The 21,393-nt window shown below is 58.7% G+C and carries 23 protein-coding genes and 1 pseudogene; 9 read left to right on the plus strand and 15 right to left on the minus strand.

Annotation, left to right across the window (positions count from 1 at the left end; all coding sequences use genetic code 11):
• Window positions 1-72 precede the first annotated feature (72 nt).
• Window positions 73-555 carry a heme-binding protein gene (locus tag DXT96_RS03315; protein WP_153513514.1) on the plus strand — a complete coding sequence of 161 codons (483 nt, stop codon included), beginning with the start codon at window positions 73-75 and terminating at the stop codon, window positions 553-555.
• Between the two features lie 71 nt (window positions 556-626).
• Here the strand turns inward: DXT96_RS03315 and DXT96_RS03320 are convergent, their stop codons facing one another.
• Entirely contained in the window at window positions 627-2,510 is a 1,884-nt protein-coding gene (locus DXT96_RS03320; RefSeq protein ID WP_149897925.1) for an ABC-F family ATP-binding cassette domain-containing protein, read from the minus strand.
• 172 nt (window positions 2,511-2,682) lie between these two features.
• Window positions 2,683-3,723: a GGDEF domain-containing protein gene (locus tag DXT96_RS03325; protein WP_371418778.1), complete on the minus strand. Its 1,041-nt coding sequence runs from the start codon at window positions 3,721-3,723 to the stop codon at window positions 2,683-2,685.
• A gap of 248 nt (window positions 3,724-3,971) precedes the next feature.
• On the opposite strand from DXT96_RS03325, the gene DXT96_RS03330 reads away from it, so the two are divergent.
• Together DXT96_RS03330 and ndk are read left to right on the plus strand one after the other, a co-directional pair.
• A complete protein-coding gene (locus DXT96_RS03330) occupies window positions 3,972-4,667 on the plus strand; it encodes a glutathione S-transferase family protein (RefSeq protein WP_149897924.1) in 696 nt (231 codons plus the stop codon).
• 103 nt (window positions 4,668-4,770) lie between these two features.
• The gene (gene ndk, locus DXT96_RS03335) at window positions 4,771-5,193 is read left to right on the plus strand and encodes a nucleoside-diphosphate kinase (protein WP_149897923.1); all 423 of its coding nucleotides are present in this window, start codon (window positions 4,771-4,773) and stop codon (window positions 5,191-5,193) included.
• A gap of 99 nt (window positions 5,194-5,292) precedes the next feature.
• Here ndk and DXT96_RS03340 read toward each other — a convergent pair whose 3' ends face one another.
• Both DXT96_RS03340 and DXT96_RS03345 read right to left on the minus strand, forming a co-directional pair.
• A complete protein-coding gene (locus DXT96_RS03340; protein WP_149897922.1) occupies window positions 5,293-5,805 on the minus strand; it encodes a hypothetical protein in 513 nt (170 codons plus the stop codon).
• Window positions 5,802-6,353: a CGNR zinc finger domain-containing protein gene (locus DXT96_RS03345; protein ID WP_153513515.1), complete on the minus strand. Its 552-nt coding sequence runs from the start codon at window positions 6,351-6,353 to the stop codon at window positions 5,802-5,804. Before DXT96_RS03345 ends, DXT96_RS03340 begins: the two co-directional genes overlap by 4 nt.
• 61 nt (window positions 6,354-6,414) lie before the next feature.
• Here DXT96_RS03345 and DXT96_RS03350 point away from each other — a divergent pair, with 61 nt between their 5' ends.
• A complete protein-coding gene (locus DXT96_RS03350; protein ID WP_153513516.1) occupies window positions 6,415-7,311 on the plus strand; it encodes a branched-chain amino acid ABC transporter permease in 897 nt (298 codons plus the stop codon).
• Between the two features lie 61 nt (window positions 7,312-7,372).
• Here the strand turns inward: DXT96_RS03350 and DXT96_RS03355 are convergent, their stop codons facing one another.
• From DXT96_RS03355 to DXT96_RS03375, 5 genes are all read right to left on the minus strand, one after another.
• Window positions 7,373-7,840 (minus strand): molybdenum cofactor biosynthesis protein MoaE, encoded by a 468-nt coding sequence (locus DXT96_RS03355; RefSeq protein WP_153513517.1) that lies wholly within the window; start codon window positions 7,838-7,840, stop codon window positions 7,373-7,375.
• A gap of 4 nt (window positions 7,841-7,844) precedes the next feature.
• Entirely contained in the window at window positions 7,845-8,099 is a 255-nt protein-coding gene (moaD, locus tag DXT96_RS03360; protein WP_153513518.1) for a molybdopterin converting factor subunit 1, read from the minus strand.
• On the minus strand, window positions 8,099-8,686 hold the full coding sequence (gene pgsA, locus DXT96_RS03365) for a CDP-diacylglycerol--glycerol-3-phosphate 3-phosphatidyltransferase (RefSeq protein ID WP_149897917.1): 588 nt from the start codon (window positions 8,684-8,686) through the stop codon (window positions 8,099-8,101). The genes moaD and pgsA overlap by 1 nt, the downstream gene beginning before the upstream one ends.
• A gap of 103 nt (window positions 8,687-8,789) precedes the next feature.
• Window positions 8,790-10,835, minus strand: coding sequence for an excinuclease ABC subunit UvrC (gene uvrC / locus DXT96_RS03370; RefSeq protein WP_194287540.1), 2,046 nt, complete (start codon window positions 10,833-10,835; stop codon window positions 8,790-8,792).
• Complete coding sequence (locus DXT96_RS03375) at window positions 10,832-11,620, minus strand: SDR family oxidoreductase (RefSeq protein WP_149897916.1); 789 nt, start codon at window positions 11,618-11,620, stop codon at window positions 10,832-10,834. The genes uvrC and DXT96_RS03375 overlap by 4 nt, the downstream gene beginning before the upstream one ends.
• Before the next feature lie 350 nt (window positions 11,621-11,970).
• Here DXT96_RS03375 and DXT96_RS03380 point away from each other — a divergent pair, with 350 nt between their 5' ends.
• Window positions 11,971-12,627 (plus strand): outer membrane protein, encoded by a 657-nt coding sequence (locus DXT96_RS03380; protein ID WP_003502127.1) that lies wholly within the window; start codon window positions 11,971-11,973, stop codon window positions 12,625-12,627.
• A 111-nt stretch (window positions 12,628-12,738) separates the two neighbouring features.
• On the opposite strand, the gene DXT96_RS03385 is transcribed toward DXT96_RS03380, so the two are convergent.
• Together DXT96_RS03385 and DXT96_RS03390 are read right to left on the minus strand one after the other, a co-directional pair.
• The gene (locus DXT96_RS03385; RefSeq protein WP_149897915.1) at window positions 12,739-13,335 is read right to left on the minus strand and encodes a glutathione S-transferase; all 597 of its coding nucleotides are present in this window, start codon (window positions 13,333-13,335) and stop codon (window positions 12,739-12,741) included.
• 20 nt (window positions 13,336-13,355) lie between these two features.
• Window positions 13,356-14,114, minus strand: a complete 759-nt coding sequence (locus tag DXT96_RS03390; protein WP_153513519.1) for a ribonuclease — start codon at window positions 14,112-14,114, stop codon at window positions 13,356-13,358.
• A 197-nt stretch (window positions 14,115-14,311) separates the two neighbouring features.
• Between DXT96_RS03390 and DXT96_RS03395 the strand changes: the two genes are divergently transcribed.
• Entirely contained in the window at window positions 14,312-15,259 is a 948-nt protein-coding gene (locus DXT96_RS03395; protein ID WP_149897913.1) for a lysylphosphatidylglycerol synthase domain-containing protein, read from the plus strand.
• Window positions 15,260-15,261: 2 nt separating this feature from the next.
• Here DXT96_RS03395 and DXT96_RS03400 read toward each other — a convergent pair whose 3' ends face one another.
• Window positions 15,262-16,125: a 23S rRNA (adenine(2030)-N(6))-methyltransferase RlmJ gene (locus tag DXT96_RS03400; RefSeq protein WP_149897912.1), complete on the minus strand. Its 864-nt coding sequence runs from the start codon at window positions 16,123-16,125 to the stop codon at window positions 15,262-15,264.
• A gap of 29 nt (window positions 16,126-16,154) precedes the next feature.
• On the opposite strand from DXT96_RS03400, the gene DXT96_RS03405 reads away from it, so the two are divergent.
• The 3 genes and pseudogenes from DXT96_RS03405 (at window position 16,155) to DXT96_RS03415 (ending at window position 19,600) form a co-directional block, all read left to right on the plus strand.
• On the plus strand, window positions 16,155-18,359 hold the full coding sequence (locus DXT96_RS03405; protein WP_194287595.1) for a molybdopterin-dependent oxidoreductase: 2,205 nt from the start codon (window positions 16,155-16,157) through the stop codon (window positions 18,357-18,359).
• A gap of 11 nt (window positions 18,360-18,370) precedes the next feature.
• A complete protein-coding gene (locus tag DXT96_RS03410; protein ID WP_153513520.1) occupies window positions 18,371-18,967 on the plus strand; it encodes an NUDIX domain-containing protein in 597 nt (198 codons plus the stop codon).
• 22 nt (window positions 18,968-18,989) lie between these two features.
• A pseudogene (locus tag DXT96_RS03415) lies at window positions 18,990-19,600 on the plus strand (NUDIX domain-containing protein).
• 6 nt (window positions 19,601-19,606) lie between these two features.
• Here DXT96_RS03415 and DXT96_RS03420 read toward each other — a convergent pair.
• The 3 genes from DXT96_RS03420 to DXT96_RS03430 all read right to left on the minus strand — a co-directional run bounded on the left by DXT96_RS03420 (window position 19,607) and on the right by DXT96_RS03430 (window position 21,277).
• Window positions 19,607-20,005: a type II toxin-antitoxin system VapC family toxin gene (locus DXT96_RS03420; RefSeq protein ID WP_149897909.1), complete on the minus strand. Its 399-nt coding sequence runs from the start codon at window positions 20,003-20,005 to the stop codon at window positions 19,607-19,609.
• Entirely contained in the window at window positions 20,005-20,244 is a 240-nt protein-coding gene (locus DXT96_RS03425) for a type II toxin-antitoxin system Phd/YefM family antitoxin (RefSeq protein WP_149897908.1), read from the minus strand. Before DXT96_RS03425 ends, DXT96_RS03420 begins: the two co-directional genes overlap by 1 nt.
• 97 nt (window positions 20,245-20,341) lie before the next feature.
• A complete protein-coding gene (locus DXT96_RS03430; RefSeq protein ID WP_153513521.1) occupies window positions 20,342-21,277 on the minus strand; it encodes an omptin family outer membrane protease in 936 nt (311 codons plus the stop codon).
• Window positions 21,278-21,393 lie beyond the last annotated feature (116 nt).

Below are 21,393 nucleotides of genomic sequence, written 5' to 3' on the forward strand. Positions count from 1 at the left end.
CAAGGCTTACGGATTCGCAGCCTTGCTTCATTTTCCTAGATTGCAGTCCTCATCAGCCAAGAGGACCTTTTCATGATCCGCAATCTTCTCATCGCATCCGTTCTGCTCGCTCCTGCCGCCGCATTGGCCCAGACACTACCGACCGCTCCTTACCTGCCGCTCGAAATGGCTGAAAAGGCGGCCAAAGCAGCGCTTCAGGCTTGTGTCGCTAAAGGGAGCGCCGTCACCGTTGCCATCGTCACCCGCGACGGCGCCACCAAGACGGTACTGAAGGCGGATAATTCCGGCCCGCATACGGTCTCCAGCGCGACCGGCAAGGCTTTCGCCGCCGCATCGCTCGGTCGTGATATTGGCGAGATCGCGGATTTCATCGCCTCCAAGCCTGCCAATGATGGTCTGCGCAATATGGACGAGCGCATGGTCATCCAGGCTGGCGGTCTGCCGATCAAGATTGGTGAGGCTCTCGTCGGCGGCATCGGTGTCGGCGGTGCGCCCTCGGGCGCCATTGATGCAGAATGCGCCCGTGAAGGCCTCAACGCCATCGGCGCCAAGTAAGCAGCCTCAGATAAATCCGGCGGCTTCTTGGGAAGCCGCCGCTTTGCACGTAGGCACTGTGCCGTCGCGCATCACCCCGCCATTGCTTCCTCATATTCGCCGGAAAGCATCAGCCATTGCTCTTCGGCGTCGGAGAGTTTGGCAGCGGCCTCACCACGTTCCTTGACCTTCTGTGCAGCCTTGGCGGGCGCTTTTTCGTAAAGCGCGGGGTCCGCCAGTTCGTTGTCGAGCGCCTGAATCACTTTCTCAAGCTTCGCCGTCAGGGATTCGATTTCATTGATCTTTTTCTTCAGCGGCGCAAGCTGGGCGCGCTTTTCCGCATTCGCCTTGCGTTGATCTGCCTTCGACGCCTGATCGGTCGTGGCCTCGGTCTTGTCTTCCTTTTTCTTGCCGGAGGAAACGACGATGTCGCGATATTCCTCCATGTCGCCTTCAAAGGTTTTGACGGTGCCGTCGGCGACCAGCCACAGGCGGTCCACTGTCGCTTCGATGAGATGCCGGTCGTGCGAGATGAGGATGACCGCGCCGTTATAATCGTTCAGCGCCTCGATCAATGCGCGGCGGCTGTCGATGTCGAGATGGTTCGTCGGTTCGTCGAGGATCAACAGGTTCGGCGCATGGAAGGCGGCAAGCCCCATCAGCAGACGGGCCTTTTCACCACCGGACAGATCCTTTGCTGCCGTCGCCATCTTTTCCGTTGCAAGGCCCATCTGCGCCACGCGTGAGCGCACCTGCGCTTCAGGCGCCAGCGGCATCAGCTTGCGCACATGTTCGACCGGCGTTTCGTCCGGCACCAGATCATCCAACTGGTGTTGCGCGAAGAAACCAATCTTCAGGCCGGAGGCGATACGAAGATCGCCCGCCTGCGGCGCAAGCCGGCCGGAAATGAATTTCGCGAAGGTCGATTTGCCGTTGCCGTTGGAGCCGAGCAGCGCGATGCGGTCGTCATTGTCGATGCGCAGATTGAGCTGTTTCAGGATGGGTTTGCCCGGTTCGTAACCTACAGCACCGCCATTGATGGCAACGATGGGCGAGGCGGGCTGCTTTTCCGGCTCGGGAAATATGATTGGCTGGACGTGGTCCTCGATCACGGCGGCGACGGTGCCCATGCGCTCCAGCGCCTTGATGCGGCTCTGCGCCTGCCGCGCTTTGGTGGCCTTGGCGCGAAAACGGTCGATGAAGCTCTGCAGATGTTTGCGCGCCGCGTCGCTTTTGACCTTGGCCTTCATCTGCAATTCGTCGTTCTCGGCCTTCTGGCGCTCGAACTGGTCGTAACCGCCGCGATAGAAGGTCAACTTCTTCTGGTCCAGATGCACGATGGAATTGACGGCATTGTTCAGAAGATCGCGATCATGGCTGATGATGATGACAGTATGCGGATAGCGGCGAATATATTCCTCCAGCCACAACGTGCCTTCGAGGTCGAGATAGTTGGTCGGCTCGTCGAGCAGCAAAAGATCTGGCTCGGCAAACAGCACGGAGGCAAGCGCCACGCGCATGCGCCAGCCGCCGGAGAAGGAGGAGGCGGGGCGAAGCTGCGCCTCGTGGTTAAAGCCCAGACCGGCAAGAATGCTGGACGCGCGGGCTTCGGCCGAATGCGCGTCGATATCGACGAGCCGCATCTGGATTTCGGCGATCCGGTGCGGATCGGTCGCGGTTTCCGCTTCGGCCACAAGGGCGCTGCGTTCCTTGTCGGCGGAAAGCACGATTGATATCAGCGATTCTTCCGTTCCCGGCGCTTCCTGCGCCACCTGGCCGATGCGCGCCTGTTTGGGAATGCTGACCGAACCGCTTTCGGCCGAAAAATCACCGGTAATCACCTTGAACAGGGTGGATTTGCCGGCGCCGTTGCGGCCAACGAGACCCACCTTCACGCCGGCGGGCAGCGCCACGCTGGCATGGTCGAGAAGCAGGCGCCCGGCGATGCGGGCGGAAAGATCGGTAATCGTAATCATGGCGCCGTTTTGGCCGAACTGCGTGTCCAAGGCAAGAGCGCGCGCGCCACATCGGATCAGATATGGCGTTTGAAGCGTGTTGGTTTAAACGGAATTGTTGGACGTGCACGCAATCTTTGGTTTTGCGCGTTTTTCGGGCGCAAAACCGCGATTCATTTTCACTGGAAGTGCTTTAACAGCCGAGCTGCGCCAGGTAGCTGCTGCGGCTGTGCTGGGCCAGATCCCGCGAATAACCGACAACGCAGTTGCGCGTGCCGCAGCGTGCGGAAAGCAGGGCAAGTTCGGCATGGCTGAAAAATTCCGCGGGTGTGGCGGTGCCATCCACCGCCGCAACGCCGATCGAAACTGTCAGATGTTCGCCTTCGCTGGTCACGAAGCGCAGCGCCTCCACACTTTGCCGCAGCCTTTCGGCAATCGCTTCTGCGGTATTTTGCGAGACGTTGGCAAACAGAAAGGCAAATTCATTGCCGCCGATGCGGGCAACGAAATCGTCCTTCTTGATCGTCTTACGGAAGAGCGCCGCAAATCGCCGGAGCGCCTTGTTGCCGGCGCTCGCGCCGTATTTGCCGTTGATTTCGCGGAAGCGATCAATGTTGAGCAGCATCAGCGAGGTGGCGGATGCCGCCTGATCGCCGGCGAAAAGGTCTCCGAGTTTTTCGAGGAAAGCGGCGCGGTTGGGAAGCGCCGTCAATGCGTCCCGCAGGGAACTCGCCTGCAGTTCGGCCCGGCGTTTTTCAACCTCGCGGATCTTCATCAGCCCCATGGCGATGAAGTGCCGCAGGCTCGTCTGTTCCTCGTGAATGTCGCCCATCAAGCGGGCGAGCCGCTCGGTTGCCGGCCGCTCCTGGTGATCTTCCTCAGCAAGGCTGGCGATAAATGTTTCGGCGCGCTGCACGCCGGCTTCCAGCCGCGCTGAGATCTGCTTCAGCGTTTCGAAGGCCTCGTTGGCCATCTCCTCGGCTTCGATCTTCGAAAACCCCGGCAGATTGTGTCTATGGCCGATAATATCGATTTCATGTTGCTGTGGCGCGTTGCCAAGGGCCAATATATCGCGCCCCATGGCCGGATTGTGCCCCGACAATATTTCATAGATCAATTCATAATTGCGAGGTAGCGGCGCAATATTCATCTTGGCGATAAATTGCGTGATCTTGGTAACGACAAGACCGTTTTTTGATTGTTCGCGTTTTTTATCGCCAGCAGATGTCGTCACCGTCAGCCCCAAAAAGATAGTATTTATGAATTCATCGAAATATTCAGTTTCCGAATGCGGCTATTCCTACACGCCACGGTTTAAAATAGACTAAACTCTTGGGATGTTTTCGTTGCCTTGATGCTGAAATTCACGTTTGACGGGGCGGCGGGCGGCTTTTGATCGATAATATGACTAATGCTGATTTGATTTCAGGCCATTGCCGTTCTTATATCGCTGCATCGATATAGCCAAAGAGGGTGTTGCACATGACGAACTCCAGAACCTTGTACTCGCTGTGCGGAAGCGACATTTCCCGGCCGTTTTCTCCCCATTGCTGGAAAACCGTGCTTTCGCTGGCGCATAAGGGGCTGGATTTTGAGGAGCGCCCCTTGCCCTTCACGGTCATACCGACGGTTGAGGACGGTTTTTCGAGGACTGTGCCGATCCTGCGCGACGGCGAGCAGCTGGTGAGCGACAGTTTCGAAATCGCGCTTTATCTGGATGACGCCTATCCGGAGCGGCCGTCGCTGTTTGACGGTGAGGGCGGCAAGGCAATGGCCCGCTTCGTTGAAAGCTGGTCGCAGACGGTGCTTCACCCCGCTATTACCCGTATCGCGCTGCTGGATATCCACAATATGCTGGATGAGCCGGATCGTCGTTATTTCCGCGACAGCAGGACGAAAGCGCTCGGCCGCCCGCTTGAGGATGTCGCAGCGAACCGCGAAGCGGAAATCGCTGCCTTTCCGGCATTGCTGGCGCCGATCCGCCGCATGTTGGGCTTCCAGCCCTTTATCGGCGGCACGTCGCCGCTTTTTGCCGATTACATCGTGTTCGGCGCGCTGCAATGGGCAAGGATCACCACCGGCGCTGATCTGTTTTCCGATAATGACCCGGTGCGGGACTGGTTCGAAGGCTGCCTTGATCTCTACGACGCAAGAGGCCGCAGTGTGACAGCGGCGTGAAATGTCTCACGCCGTCATCGCAATATGGTCGATCCCCCTTGTTTTCGGGCCTTTGGGCGGGTAAAGACCGCCCACTTTCTATATAGGAAAAGGAAACGGACACATGGCGATTGAACGCACATTTTCGATGATCAAGCCGGACGCAACCAAGCGTAACCTGACGGGCGCGATCACCAAGGTATTTGAAGATAACGGCCTGCGCATCGTCGCCTCCAAGCGCGTCTGGATGAGCAAGCGCGAAGCCGAAGGCTTCTACGCCGTTCACAAAGAGCGTCCTTTCTTCGGCGAACTCGTTGAAGGCATGATCTCCGGCCCGACCATCGTTCAGGTTCTGGAAGGCGAAAACGCCATCCTCAAGAACCGCGAAATCATGGGCGCCACCAACCCGGCCCAGGCCGCTGAAGGCACCATCCGCAAGTCCTTCGCGCTTTCCATCGGCGAAAACTCCGTTCACGGTTCCGACGCTCCGGAAACCGCCGCACAGGAAATCGCCTACTGGTTCGCCGAAACCGAAATCGTCGGCTGATTCAAAATATCAACGGCTTGAATCGCCCTCTCAGGCGATTGCGCGAAGCCGCTGAAAAGACTCAAGGAAACGGAGCCGAAAGGCTCCGTTTTTTTTTGTTCAGGATGCCGGGCACCCCTGGACCGGCCGCATATCCGTCGTGCCGTCAGGTTTAAACACCTCCGGATTGGGCGTGTAGAGCGGCCCGACCACCAGCGGTTTGGCGGGAAGAAGCGACTGGTCCGTGTCGGAGTGGATCGTGGTCTCTATCGTCTGCAGAATATCGCCCTCCGGTCCCTTGATGCGAATGGTGACTTTGTAAGGCCGATCCTGCTTGACGCACTCGACCGGCGGGCTTTGAACGGCGATCTTTTCGTCCGCTGGAAAAATCCTGTCGCTCGTCGTCAGGTCAGGACCACCACGGGGGTTTTCGAATGAGGCCTCCACCGTGCTGCCATCGGCGATGGGCGCGACGCGTTGCAGGGTCACCAGATAGGTGGCAATCGCTACGCGGTAATTGAAAACGAACATCCGGCCCGAAATCTTGGCGACCTCACGCGGTTCGTCGCGCTGGCAGCCGGAAAGACCGAGCGCGGCCACAACCGCCAGCAATGGAAGGGCAATCCTGTTCATGTCTGCGCCTCCTTTGTCCGGTGGTAATGCCGGCTGGCTTTTTGCCGGTTGCCGCACACCGCCATGTCGCACCAGATCCGGCTTCTGTTCTTGCTGCGATCGATGAAGAGCCAGCCGCAATTACCACAGATCCGCAGCCGTTCCCGTGTCTCCACCGCAAGCAGCGACAGCGCGGAGTGGGCAGTGGCGTTGCCGAGACTTTCGGCCGAGGGAAAGGCGCGCAACGCCGTGCCGCAGGCGAAAAGAAGTTCCGCCAATCTGGCGTCATCATCGCCAGCACCCATGATCGACGCGCGAAAACAATCGTCGATCGCCTCTCGAAGTTTGAGAAGGACTGGCCGTTGCTCCGCTTCGGGTGCGTTGAGTGCGGGAAACCTGTCACGCTCCGCGCCAAGCCGCGTCGATGCCTCGGCAAAAGTGGCGATCTGTTCGGGCGCCGCAAAACGGTCAACCGATTTTGCGGCGTCTGAGCGCAGGATCACACTATTGGCGACATCAAGCGCCAATGCGCCGCCTGCGAAACGGTGAGCTGTCCAGCGAAAGGTCATGCCACATATTATAACTGTCAAAATGTATTTTAACAGTTATAATAATCGTGGGAGGATGCGCATGGCTTATTTCCTGCAACAATTGCTGAATGCCGTGCCGGTCGCAGCCCTCTATGCGGTTCTGGCCTTTGGTTATGCCATCGCCTTCTCGGTCACCAAACGTGCTGATGTCACCTATGGTGCCATATTTGCCTTCGCCGGTCAGACCTGCCTGTTATTTGCCGATTTCGGCTGGAACCGCCTGTGGCTGGTCCTGCCGGCAACGCTTGCGCTTGGGGCAGGGGCGGGCGTTTTCGGCGGTTTGTGGGCAGCCGGTGTCGTCGGCAGGGCGGTGATGCGACCGCTGGCGAAAGCCTCTCCCAATGCGGTGACGGTCGCCTCCATCGGCGTGCTGATTGCGCTTACCGAAAGTGCAAGGCTCGCCGCCGGCACAAGGCAATTATGGCTGCCGCCGCTTCTGTCGCAACCGGTGCGCTTCTGGAGCGATGGCGGCTTTGCCGTGACCCTGACGCCGATGCAGATGCTGAACACCGCGGCCTTTGGACTGCTCATCCTCGCAGGGTCCGTTTATCTCGGCCGTTCCGCTTTCGGCAGACAATGGAGGGCCGTATCGGATGATCCGCTTGCGGCATCGTTCTGCGGCGTCAATGCGGGCCGGGTATTTCTGCTATCCTATTGCGCGGCAGGACTTGTCGCCGCCATTGCCGGGGTGCTCGCCACCTTTTATTACGGCACCATGGATTTTGGTGCCGGTCTGGTCTTCGGCCTCAAGGTCGTGCTGATTTCGGCGGCGGGCGGTTATGCCAGCCCACTTATCTGCGGTTTAGGGGCTGCTGCCGTGGGATTTGCGGAAACCCTGTGGGCCGGTTATGGCCCGGTCGTCTGGCGCGATGCGGCGGTGCTGGCGCTTCTGGTCGGCTGGCTTATTGTCATGCGCAGCAGGGTTGAAGCACCTTGAAGCATTTTCAGAAAATGTGTGTCCCGCCTTTATGGCCGGCAGTGCGAGAAAAGACGACGCATTAGCGCCACTTGTCCTTCGCCGCATCGTCGGTCGTCTTGGCTGATACCCAGTCTCGCACTGCTCCATCCTTGCCATGTTCCTTCTTCCAGAACGGGGCGGAGGTCTTCAGATAGTCCATCACGAAATTTGCGCCGTCGAAGGCCGCCTGCCGGTGGCTGGAAGCAGCGATGACGAGAACGATATTCTCGCCGGCGGCAATCTTGCCACGGCGGTGGATGGCGGTGAGGCCGAGAAGGCCGAAGCGTTCGATGGCGAGTTCGGCGATGCGGGTGATTTCCGCTTCCGCCATGCCGGGATAATGTTCAAGCTCCAGCGCCGCTAGCGTCCCGCCATCGTCCCGGCAAAGACCGGTGAAGGCGACGACCGCGCCGATACTTTTGTTGCCTTGCGTCAGCCGGCGGCTTTCCTCAGCGGCGTCGAAATCCTGTGCCTGCACGCGGGCTGTCGGCTGCACGGCTGGCTGCATCGATTTATCCCCCCGTCATCGGCGGGAAGATGCCGATCTCGCGTGCATCAGCAATGCTTTCGTCATGCTCGACATGTTCCTGATTGACGGCAACGCGGATTACATCCGGAAATTCGAAGGCCGCTTCGTAATTTTCGCCACGGGTTGCGAGCCAGGCGATCAGTTCGCCGGCCGTGGTGACGGAGGAGGGGATGTCCAGCTCCTCCTCATCGGTGCCGATCTTCTCGCGCACCCAGGCGAAATAAACGATCCGCGTCATCAGTCTTCGTCCACGATGTGCTTGAGACCAGCCTTGAAGTAGTCATAACCGGTATACATGGTCAGTGCAGCCGCAAGCCAGAGAAGCGTAATGCCCATCTCGGTCGTATAGGGCAGGACCTTGTCGCCCGCCGGACCTGCCAGCAGAAAGGCGATAGCGACCATCTGGATCGTCGTTTTCCACTTGGCGATGCGCGTCACGGGAACGCTCACCTTCAGCGCCGCCAGATATTCGCGCAGGCCGGAGACCAGAATTTCACGGCAGAGAATGGTGATGGCGGCCCAGAGCGACCAGCCGGCAATGGTGCCGTCCGCAGCCATCAGAAGCAGGACGGAGGCGACCAGCAGCTTGTCGGCGATCGGGTCCAGCATCCGGCCGATATTTGAGGTCTGGTTCCAGATGCGGGCCAGGTAACCATCGAGAAAATCGGTGAGCGAGGCGATGATGAACAGCCACAGCGCCGTCCAGCGCGCGAAATCCGAGCTTTCCAGCTTGCCCTCGATGAAGAAACACAAAACGATGACGGGAACCGCCAGAATGCGGGCATAGGTGAGGAGGTTGGGAATGTTGTATGCGCGCGAAGCCATGGGAAACCTGTCAGTCAAAGATCAGCTGTCTTGATGCCGCCCCTGACGCATAGGGTCAACACGTGATTATGTTTTTTTAGCAGTTCGCCACGACAGCGCAGTCTCAATCGCTGCTACTCTCGTGGAAGTGATTGTAGATTTGCCGCGCCACCGCCTCGGAGATGCCGGTGACGTTCATCAGATCGTTGAGTCCGGCGCGGGAAACCGCCTTCGCTGTGCCGAAATGCTGCAGCAGGGAGCGCTTGCGGCCCGGCCCGATCCCCGAGATTTCATCGAGCGGATTGCGCACCATCTCCTTCTTGCGTCGCGCCCGATGAGAACCGATGGCGAATCGGTGCGCTTCGTCGCGCATGCGCTGCACGAAATAAAGCACGGGATCGCGCGGCGGCAGGGAGAAATCGTTGCGTCCATCGGCGAAAAAGCGTTCGCGTCCGGCATCGCGGTCCACACCCTTGGCGACGCCGATGGCGGTCACACAGTCACGAATGTCGAGTTCATCGAGGATCGCCCGCACCGCCGACATCTGCCCCTGGCCGCCGTCGATCAGGATCACGTCGGGCCAGGCGGGGAACGGCATGTCGGCCGCTTCTTCCGGTGTCGGTGTCCGCTCGCGGTCGGGCTTGCCCTCTTCCTTCAGCAGGCGTGAGAAGCGGCGGGTCATCACCTCGCGCATCATGCCGAAGTCGTCACCGGGGGTGATGTCGGTCGATTTGATGTTGAACTTGCGATACTGGTTCTTCACGAAACCTTCCGGCCCCGCCACCACCATGCCACCCACGGCATTGGTACCCATGATGTGTGAGTTATCGTAAATCTCGATGCGGCGCGGCACGTAGGGAAGGTTGAAGGTTTCCGCAAAACCCTTCAGCAGCCGTGCCTGCGACGAGGTCTCCGCCAGCTTGCGGCCATGCGCCTCGCGGGCATTGGCAAGAACATGGTCGGTAATATCCTTCTTCTCGCCGCGCTGCGGCACGCTGATCGTGACCTTATGCCCGGCTTTTTCGCCAAGTGCTGCGGCCAGCAGTTCCTGCTCTTCCACAGTTTCGGACAGCAGGATCTGTTTCGGCACCGGCTTGTCGTCGTAAAACTGCGCAAGGAATGCATTGAGGATTTCCGCCCCCAGCAGAGATGGGTCCGCCTTCGGGAAATAGGCGCGGTTGCCCCAGTTCTGGCCGGTGCGGAAAAAGAACACCTGAATACAGGAGATGCCACCTTCGTGGTGGATGGCGAAAACATCCGCCTCCTCGATGCCGGCCGGATTGATGCCCTGATGGCTCTGGACATGCGAAAGTGCCGCCAGCCGGTCGCGATAAACGGCTGCGCGCTCGAAATCGAGATCTTCGGCCGCCTCGTTCATCTGCCGCGCAATCGCGGTCTTGACGCTCTGGCTCTTGCCGGACAGGAAATCCTTGGCTTCCTTGACGAGCTCCGCATACCCCTGATCGCTGATCTCGTGCGTGCAGGGGCCGGAACAGCGCTTGATCTGGTGCAGAAGACAGGGCCGCGTGCGGGTTTCGAACACGCTGTCGGTGCAGGTGCGGATCAAAAAGGCGCGTTGCAGCGAATTGATCGTGCGCCCCACAGCACCGGCAGAGGCGAAGGGGCCGAAATAATCGCCCTTTCGCGCCCGTGCACCCCGGTGCTTGAAGATCGCCGGGGCGCGATTGTCTCCGGTGATGAGAATATAGGGAAAGGATTTGTCGTCGCGCAAAAGCACATTAAAGCGCGGCCGCAAGCGCTTGATGAGGTTGGCTTCCAGTAGAAGCGCCTCTGTCTCCGTGCGGGTGGTGACAAACTCCATATGGGTGGTGAAACGCACCATCTGGGCGATGCGGTTGGAATGCACGCGGCCCTGCGCATAGTTGCCCACACGCTTCTTCAGCGAGCGCGCCTTGCCGACATACAGAACGTCACCCGCCTCGTTGAACATGCGATAGACGCCCGGCGAGTTGGGCAGGTGTTTGACGAATTCGCCGATGAGGTCCATGCCCTTCAGGCCGGATTCGTTCTTCCAGCCCGCATTCCAGTCCATGCCCACGGCGTTGCGCGGAGCCTCAGCCACTTCTGTCGTGGCAAGGCTTGCATCGTCGTCTTCGTCGTCGGTTTCATCGAAGAGAATACCGCCATCAGGCAGCTTCTTTCCGTTCATTCATTAATCTCCGCCACGTCAGGGGTTTCCCAGCCCAGGTGCTGGCCGCCGTCGAGCGCGATCATTTGTCCGGTGACCGACGGCGTATCGTAAAGAAAGCGAATCGTCCGCCCGAACTCATCCGGCGCAGGACCACGCTTTAATATAAGGCCGTCGATCTGCGCCTGAAAGTCCTCGGGCGCCTGTCTTTCGCTTTTGAAGGTGGGACCCGGCCCGATGGCGTTCACCCGCACACGCGGCGCAAAGCTCTGCGCCATCGTTCGTGTCGCTGTCCAGAGGGCGGATTTCGAGAGTGTGTAGGAATAGAAACGTGGTGTGAGCGCCAGCACGCGTTGATCGATGATATTGACGATCAGACCGGATTTATCCCTAGGCAATTGCTCAACGAAGGCGGCGGCAATAAGCGAAGGCGCCCGCACATGCACGGAAAAATGCGCATCGAAGATCGCCGGATCGGGTTTATCTGCGCTGTCGTCCAGAAAAATCGAGGCATTGTTGACGATGACGCCGATAGGGCCGAGCGCGGAAGCGGCCTGTTCGACAAGCGCCATTGTTGGCGCAGATTGTGTCAAATCCGCCTGCACGGCAACGGCTTTGCCACCGTTTTGCCTTATTTCGTTAGCGAATTCCTCGGCCTGCGCCATCGATTCATTGGCATGGACGGCGATCGCAAAGCCATGGGCGGCCAGATCGGTGGCGATTGCCCGCCCAAGCCTTCGGGCGGCTCCGGTTATCAAGACTGTCTTTTGTATATCTTCTTTCACGGCGGACCTGCATTTGCTCATACACGCCCTATGTGCTGGATATAAATGCAAATCGCAAGCTGTCCGTCTGCCCTAAAAGAATTGGGCGATTTTTTATTCGCAATGCAATTTTGATTTAATTTGAATATAACTAAGTTTAAAGCCGATCTATTGTTGGTTAGGCTTCTGTTAGGGTTAATAAAACCCTTGTGGCAATTAGGCAACGTCTAATTCTAGTCACGTCTCTGCCCCAAACAATTCACATTTTGGCTCTTTGATCTCCGCATTCTCCCATCAAGTTCAGTTTCCAGAGGGGCGATTAACCCGACGATTTTTACACCGCGTCTGAAAACAATGTTTTGAGTGCAGAGCGGTCCTGAAAGGAGAATAACATGCGTATTTTCGTAGCAACCCTTATGGCTTCGACCATGGCCGCTGCCGGCTTTTCGGCTGCGCACGCCGCTGACGCCGTAAACGAAGTGCCGCAGGCACCGGTGTCCTACGACCAGCCCGCACCGGTCAAGGATTGGTCCGGCGCTTACCTCGGTGGTACGGTCAACTATGACTGGGGCCGTTTCAGCTCCAGCAATGACGGTCGTGACGCCAAGGGCTTCGGTGGCGGTCTGTACGGTGGTTACAACATGCAGAGCGGCCAGATCGTTTACGGTGCCGAAGCAGACGTCAACCTCGGCGACGAGAAGGGCTCTGCCGGTACGGTTGCTGGCAACGCCATCGAAGGCAAGCAGGGCGTCAACGGCTCGCTGCGTGGCCGCGTTGGTTACGACATGAACCCGTTCCTGCTCTACGGTACGGCCGGTCTTGCTGTCTCCGACAACAAGGTCCGTGACGCGACCTCCAAGGACAGCGCCACCGCCCTCGGTTACACCGTTGGTGCCGGTGTTGAAGCCATGGTAACCGACAACATCACCGCCCGTCTGGAATATCGCTACAGCGACTACCAGAAGAAGGATTACGGTCTCGACTCCGGCGCATTCTCGCGCGGTTTCGACGATCACTCCGTCAAGGCCGGTATCGGCGTCAAGTTCTGATCCCCAGCGGATCGGTAAAGGAAAAGCCGGGGTTTACGCCCCGGCTTTTTTGTTTTTGCAGTCTGTTACGAGTGCGCCCGGCGACGTGGCCGGGCACTGTTCCGCTTCGCCTCAGGCGGCTGCCTTCATTTCCGCGTAGGCTTCGAAACGCTTGCCGAAAGTCTCCGGCCATTGCGACAGAGCATCGCGTCCTTCGGCCCATTCACCGGCGAAACGCAGGTCGAGATAACCGATCATCGCCGCCAGCGCGAAATGGCCGCCATGCAGCTTTTTGCCGGTCTTGGGCAGGTTCGCGTTCAGATGGTCGAGACCCTTCACCACTTTTTTCCACTGCTTGTCGATCCAGGGCTGGTGGATCTTGTCTTCCGGGCGAAAACGACGCTCGTAAACGATGGCGAGCAGGCAATCCATGATGCCGTCGCAGAGCGCCTCCAGAATTTCCACGTCCGTGCGCTTGCCGTTCTTTTTCGGGTAAAGCTTGCCGCCCGAAAGCCGGTCAAGATAATGCATGATCGCCACGCTGTCATAGACGGAGCCGCCATCATCCAGCAGCAGGACGGGGATTTTGCCGAGCGGATTGTTGTCCATCAGCGTCGCGGGCTCTGCATTGGTATCGACGCGCACCGAGGTAACGTCGATGTCGAGATGGCGGGCGGCCATGCGCACCTTGGCGGAATAGGGGGAGGCGGGTGAATAGAGCAGTTCCATGGTGGGGTCCTGTGGGTTGATTAGCGTATGGGAATGATTTCGGTGGAGCCGGCGCGGCAACCTTTGCGGTCAAGCTCGGGGCAGTCGCGGAATGTCATGTCCGTGTTAAGGCAGATGCGGACTTCCTCGAGGCGCTTGCCGTCACAGCTGATCGAGATGCCGCGTTTCGACAGGCCGGGATTGGCGTCGGTGAAGGCGGTTTCGATGGCGTCGGCGGAGAGGGTGGCGGCTTGCGCGCCTGAAGCGATCTTCTCCGGCAGCCTGACGGCCTCGAAGGCGGCCCGCGTCGCCGAGAAATAATCTTTCTGCGACAGGCCTGAACAGGAGCCGTGTTTACGCCACTGGTGGCCGATCAGCCCCATCGACGGCATGATGTCGAACATGGCGCGGCCGATCGCGTCAGGCACGCGGTCCGGTTCGCTGCTTTTGCAGAATTCCGGATAGCCGTTTTCGTTTTGCGGCCAGAGCCCATGCACGACAAAGCCGTAACGCCTGTCGCTGCCGCATTGCTGGCGATTGCCGGAACCTTCCGAACTGGCACAGAATGCCGGCGACCAGGATAATGACAGCACGTAAAAATCAAAACCCGTGCCGCGGGGGACGGTGTTTTTGCCCGTATCACGGCTGGACGTTTCCCGCTGGGAGCGCCCGGCGGGTTGCGACGGGGGATACATGGTCCAGTCATTCGAGGAATTGTTTGGGGCGGGTTTTTCCTGCGAAAACCAAAGGGCCGCAAGCGACAGGAGACCGAAGGCGATGAAACCGGCATAACGCTTCATTCCGTGCACGCTCTCCGGAAAATGGACGACCTCATATCGCCTGCCGGCGACAAATCGGTCTTACATAAATTTGTGAACGAGGCAAACGGGCAAAAAGGTTGAAAGCTTCGCCGCATAACGAATAGACTCCAGCGAATCTTCCCCGAAAGACGGAAGAAGGCTGGGGTGAAGCTGGAGGAAATAGGCGGCATGACCGCATGAGATTTAAGAAATATATCTGGCCTGTCGTTGGTCTGGCGACGATCGGGTTTTCAGCCTGGCTGCTTTATCATGAGCTGCGCGGTCTTTCGCTCGATGATCTCTGGGAAAGCTTCATGGCCATCCGCGTGCGAGACTGGGTTTGCTCCGGCATGGCCACATTGCTGGCCTATGCCGCGCTTGCCGGCTACGACCGCATTGCGCTCCAGCATCTCGGCCGCAAGGTGAACTGGTTCTTCATCACGCTCACCTCGTTTACCACCTATGCGCTTTCCCACAATGTCGGCGCCTCCGTGTTTTCCGGCGCCGTGGTGCGCTACCGCGCCTACACGTCCAAGGGCTTGAGTGCTGCCGAGGTCGGCGTTCTCGTTGGCCTTTGCTCCTTCACCTTCATCATCGGAACCATCATGCTCATCGGCCTGGTGCTGCTTTACGAGCCTGATATCACTGAACGCTTTACCGGCATCCTTCCCGTCGAGGCCTCCACAACAACAGGCATCCTGCTGCTCGTTATTGTCGGCCTTTACGTGCTGGGTAGTCTCCTGAAGCTGAAGCCGCTGAAAATACGCTCGTTTTTCCTGCCTTATCCGGCACCGAAACTGGTGGCGCAACAGCTGGTCATCGGTCCGATCGAGCTGATCGGGGCGGCGGGCATCATCTATTTCGCCTTGCCGGAGGCCGGAAACCCCGGTTTCATGATTATCCTCGGGATTTTCCTGATTTCCTTTTCGGCGGCGCTGATTTCCCATGCGCCGGGTGGGCTCGGCGTGCTGGAACTGGTCTTCGTCACCGGTCTGCCGGATATGAACCCGGCAGACGTGATCGCCGCACTGCTGGTTTTCCGGCTGTTCTATCTCATCATTCCCTTCATCATGGCCCTGTTCGTGATCCTGTTCTTCGAGCGATCACAGCTGGCCCAGGCGCAGAAGCGGGAAGGGCTGAGGTAACCTCAGTCCTCCTCCGGCTTTTCCTCGCCGCGCAGCCAGAAGGCGCGGTGCGAAGCGTAACGGTCCTGCGCCATCACCGTTTTCAGGAAGGGCAGGAGCGTGTGCAGCTCGTCCTTCAGCGTATAGGGCGGGTTGACGATGATGAGGCCGGAACCGCTCAAACCCTCCAACCGGTCGCTTTTGACGGAAAGTTCGGCGCACAGCATTTTCGGAATGTCGAAGGATTGCAGCCGCTCGTGGAAATCCTTGATCGGCGCGCCCTTTTTCAGCGGATACCACAGGCAATAGGTGCCGGTGGAAAAACGCCGATAGGCCTTGTTCAGCCCATCGGCCAGCCGCTGATATTCGTTTTCAAGCTCGAAAGGCGGATCGACAAGGACAAGGCCACGCTTTTCCTTCGGCGGCAGATGCGCGCCAAGCGACAGCCAGCCGTCCAGCTCGGTCACCCGGACCTGGTAGTCCCCCTCGAAGAGACGGGATAAAGCGCGGCTGTCATCCGGATGCAGCTCCATGGCCGAAAGCCGGTCCTGCGGACGAAACAGCATGCGCGCGAGTTTTGGCGAACCGGGATAGAATTGAATGCCGCCATCGGGATTAAGCTCCCTGACTGCGGCGAGATAGGGTTCCAGCAGTTCGGCGATGGGGGCGGGCAGGGCGGTCTCCATCAGCTTGCCGATGCCGGTCTGCCATTCACCGGTCTTCTGCGCCTCTTCCGAGGTGAGGTCGTAAAGGCCGATGCCGGCATGGGTATCCAGCACGCGAAACGCCTTGTCCTTGTTCTGCAGGTAACGGACGAGACGGGCGAGAACGGCATGTTTGAGAACATCCGCGAAATTGCCGGCGTGGTAGATGTGGCGATAGTTCATGGGATGTGTCTCGCTTGCCGATGGTGATGATGAATATTCTTGATGGACGTCACTTCGGCCTTTTTGCCGCATCATTGATGCAATATACAAAAGCCATGAACGTTGCGACCCCGATCTCCGCTGAAAAAGCCATCAACAAGGCCGAAGTCCGTGTCGGCCACACCGTCTGTCCGCATGACTGTCCGAGCGCCTGCGCGCTGGAGGTCGATATCAATGCGGAAGGCCGCATCGGCCGGGTGCGCGGCGCCAATAGCAATACATACACCGCCGGCGTCATCTGCGCCAAGGTGGCGCGGTATTCCGAGCGCATCTATCATCCCGGCCGTTTGCTGACCCCGAAGCGCCGCAAGGGCGCCAAAGGGGCAGGCGACTGGCAGGAGATTTCCTGGGAAGCCGCGCTGGACGAGGTGGCCGATGCTTTCGTCAAGGCGGAAGCCCGGCATGGTGCGGAGGCCATCTGGCCGTATTTCTACGCCGGAACCATGGGGCAGGTGCAGCGCGATTCCATCGAGCGGCTGCGCCACGCCAAGAAATACTCCGGCTTCTTCGGGTCGATCTGCACCAACATGGCCTGGACGGGTTACGTGATGGGCACCGGTGCGCTGCGTGGTCCCGATCCGCGCGAGATCGGCAAGGCCGATGTGGTCGTCATCTGGGGCACCAATGCGGTTGCCACGCAGGTCAATGTCATGACCCATGCGGTCAAGGCCCGCAAGGAACGCGGCGCAAAGATCGTCGTCGTTGATATTTACGACAATCCGACGATGAAACAGGCGGATATGCGCATCGTCCTCCGCCCCGGCACAGATGCAGCGCTCGCCTGCGCCATCATGCACATCGCCTTCCGCGATGGTTACGCCGACCGCGACTACATGGCGCGCTTTGCCGATAATCCGGCCGGGCTGGAGGCGCATCTGAAGACAAAGACGCCGCAATGGGCGTCGGAGATTACAGGTCTTTCCGTCGACGAGATCGAGGATTTCGCAAGGCTCGTCGGCACGACGAAAAAGACGTTCTTCCGGCTGGGTTACGGTTTTGCCCGCCAGCGCAACGGCGCGGTCGCCATGCACGCCGCCCTGTCGATCGCCACCGTGCTCGGCTCCTGGCAATATGAGGGTGGCGGGGCGTTCCACAATAATGGCGATATTTTCCGGCTCAACAAGGCGGAGCTGATGGGCAGTTCTTACGCCGACCCCGATGTGCGCCAGCTCGACCAGTCGCAGATCGGCCCCGTGCTGACGGGAGATGCGCATGCGCTGCGCCACGGCGGCCCTGTGACGGCGCTGCTCATCCAGAACACCAATCCCGTCAATGTCGCGCCCGAACAACGGCTGGTGAAGCAGGGTTTCCTGCGCGACGATCTTTTCGTTGCCGTGCACGAGCAATTCATGACCGAGACGGCTGATATGGCCGATATCGTGCTGCCAGCCACCATGTTCCTCGAACATGATGATATCTATCGCGCCGGTGGCCAGAACCACATTCTGCTCGGCCCGAAACTGGTCGAACCGCCGGAAACCGTGCGCACCAATCTCTTTGTCATCGAAGAGCTGGCAAAACGTCTCGGCGTCGACCACATGCCCGGTTTCGGCCTTTCGGCCCGTGATCATGTTGACCGTATGCTGAAAGTCAGCGGCTGGGGTGACTTCGACACGCTGACGGAGGAGAAGTGGATCGATGCGCAGCCGCCTTTCGAGGTGGCGCATTATCTCGAGGGCTTTGGTTATGGCGACGGAAAGTTCCGGTTCAGCCCGGACTGGGCAACGGGGCCTTCTCCGAACAAACCGCCGAAAAATATCGGCGTCATGGGGCCGGTATCCGAATTTCCGAAATTCCCGGATCAGGTGGATGTCATCGAGACCGCCGACAGGGATCATCCCTTCCGACTGGCGACATCGCCGGCGCGCAATTTCCTGAACTCCACCTTCGCGGAAACCAAAACCTCCGTGCAGAAGGAAGGCCGCCCGGAATTGATGATCTGCTCCGAGGATGCCGCCGGTCACGGTATCGCCGATGGCGACATCGTCCGCATTGGCAACGCACGCGGCGAAGTACGTCTCCACGCAAAGATTGTTGAGGGCGCCAGATCAGGCGTGCTGATTGCCGAAGGGCTGTGGCCCAACAAGGCGCATCTGGATGGCGAGGGCATCAATGTTCTCACCGGCGCCGATGCCGTTGCCCCCTATGGTGGAGCGGCTTTCCATGACAACAAGGTGTGGCTGCGCAAAGACTGACGGGACATGGAATGAGCAAGTTCGACGATGTGAAGATTGAAATTCTGAAAGACGAGACGCTCTCGAAGAACTGGTATCATCTCCGTAACATCACCTATAATTACACCAATTCGAAGGGTGAAACGAAAGTCATCCGGCGAGAGGCCTATGATCGCGGCAATGGCGCGACCATCCTGCTTTACGATCCGCGCCGCGAGACGGTGGTGCTGGTGCGGCAGTTTCGCGTACCGACCTACGTGAACGGCTACCACGGCTGGCTTCTGGAGGCCCCCGCCGGCCTGCTGGATGGCGACGACCCGGCCGAGGCCATTCGCCGCGAAGTGATGGAGGAAACCGGATATGTCGTGAAAGACGTGCGGTTTCTGTTCAAGTCCTTCATGTCGCCCGGTTCCGTGACCGAAATTCTGCACTTTTTTGCCGCCATCATCGATTCCTCGGATCGGCTGGAGGAGGGCGGTGGTGCCGCACACGAGGACGAGGACATCGAGGTTCTGGAGTTTTCACTGGCGGATGCCATGAAGATGATAGAAACCGGCGATATCTGCGATGGAAAGACGATCATGCTGCTGCAATGGGCGGCCCTGAACAAATCGTCCCTCACCCAGTGATGGGATTGCCTACGGAGTGATTATGGACCGTTCATTGAAAATGGCTGCTGCGGGCGAGGCGGACAGAATTCGGCTGGTGGAAAAGAGACGGTCTGGAAGGGCTTCGTGCATATGCAGAAGCTTATTTTCGATCAGCGCATGCCGGATGGCAAAACGATCCGCATCGTCCGCGAAGTGCACGACCACGGCAGCGCCGCGGCCATTCTGCTTTACGATAAAAAGCGCGACAGCGTGGTGATGGTGCGCCAGTTCCGCCCCGCCGCCTTCGTAAACGGTGATCCAAGTTTCATGATCGAAGTGCCGGCAGGCCTTCTCGATGACGACAATGCGGCCGACGCCATTCGCCGCGAGGCGATGGAAGAATCCGGCTACGCGGTCGAGAAGGTCGATTATCTCTTCGACATGTATGCCAGCCCCGGAACATTGACGGAAAAGGTCAGCCTCTTCGTCGCGCGCATCGATCTCGACGTGCGGGCCGGCAACGGCGGCGGGCTGGAAAGCGAAGGCGAGGATATCGAGGTTCTGACTTACCGTCTCGACGAAGCCTTCGCGATGATCGCGTCGGGCGAAATTACCGATTCCAAGACGATTATTCTTTTGCAGTGGGCGATGTTGAACCGCACGCAGCTCTGACTACGCTTACACGAAAGAGACGTTTTCCAGCTTTGCGGCTGCCGCAAGCTTCTTGTCATGTGTTGCAAGAGGTACCTTGTGCGAAATCGCAAGCGACAGATAGGCGGCATCGCAGGCGGAAAGTGAATGTTTTTGTGCCAGGCGGATGATTGATACATGATCGACGCTTGAGGACAATGTGAGCGGAAGGCTCGCAAAACGCAGCAGAATTACAAATATCTCGTCCGGGGAAATACGTTTTCGACGTTCGGCCGAAAGCAGGATGTTGCGCAACTCGTGAGACAGAAGATCCGGCGCGAAAGCGTCCTGCGTTTCCAGTCGTGCCAATGCCTCGTCGGCAACCATGCCATTTTCGTCAGGCAGGAACCAAGCCGCGACAACCGATGCGTCAACCACGAAGGCCACTATCTGCGACCTTCCTCTTTCCACACTTTGATCTCGTCCGTGGTCGTCTTTTTTCGCTGTGACCGTTCTGTCCGTATCGCGGTGATGAGTTGCTGGCGAGACTGAGGGTCGTTGGCTTTTACGAGGCGAGCCACAGCCTCGTTCCCGCGCGCGATAATCACCTCTTCTCCTGCCTCAACCCTGGCAAGAAGCTCCGAAAGATGAGTTTTGGCTTCGCCGACTTTGATCGTGATCGTCATGGAGCGACACCCTTATTCATGTTGGACGATAATAGGTCTCGTCTTCTGCTTGGCCAAGAAGGGCGGCGATGCTCTCCGCGGCTAAGGCCTGTTCATGTCAGAACCGGCCCTTGATACCAGCGCCTACGAAAATAGACTGCAGATCGCCACCGCCGGCATTCTTTTCCGATGTCAGGTTTCCGGCGCCTGCGCCGCTATAATGCGTGTCTCCGCGCCCCAGACTGGTATATTCATAGGCGCCATCTATATAGATTGAAGCATTCTGGGTCAGGTCATAGGCAACACCCGCCTTCACCCCGAACATGCCGGCAACGTCGAATTTATCGGTAAAGCGCATGTCGCGCAGCCAATGGTCGTCCGTTGCCTTTGCAGACACCATTGCGCCGCCTTCGAGGCCCGCATTGAGTGACCAGTTGCCGAATCTCTGCCCGCCGGTCAGATTGCCGTAGAAAACTGGTATCTGCTGGCGGTACGTAATGACTTTTTCGCCATCAGCGAAATTGATGCGTCCATCCCTTGGCGAGAAGAGGCTGTAAACGAAACTGCCGCCGTTGGCAGTCCATTGCACATCCGTATAGCGAAGACCCACACCTGCGCTCAGATATTGCTGCGGATCGTCCAGCAGCATGCGATTGACTTCGAGGCTGCCTGAGAAATAGTGGTCAAGCCGTGTGTCGTCGTGCTGTGAGCGACTGGCCCAGTTGTTCTTGGAGGTGTCACGGGAAAACGGTCGATACCAGTCATAGTCGGTCATGTAGCCATCGCCTTCGAAGGCGACGCGGCCTTCCGCCTTGACGCGCCAGCCGGGTGCAAGCTCAAGTCCGAGAGAGCCGCGCAACGCCATGGCGTTTTTCGTTTCCCATTCCAGTTCGCTTAACTTGCTGCCGCCGATATGAACGGTTTCCGTTGCCCGAAGATTGAGAACACCGGCGTCCAGCGAGGCGGTAATGCCACTTTGTTCGGCGGCGAGCGGCAGGCTGGTGCTCATCAGCAAAAGTGCCGAAAGCGGCAGGGAAAATCTCGAAAATAGCATAATCGCTCCTCAATGACCGGAGGGCCTGAAATACGAGGCCGTTTGCGGGCATTAAAGGTGATTATGGTAAATGATCGGTTTATTTTGCGGAGAATACCACTTTAAGTATCGTTGTA

Source organism: Agrobacterium sp. ICMP 6402 (assembly GCF_009498615.1).
Lineage (GTDB): Bacteria > Pseudomonadota > Alphaproteobacteria > Rhizobiales > Rhizobiaceae > Agrobacterium > Agrobacterium burrii.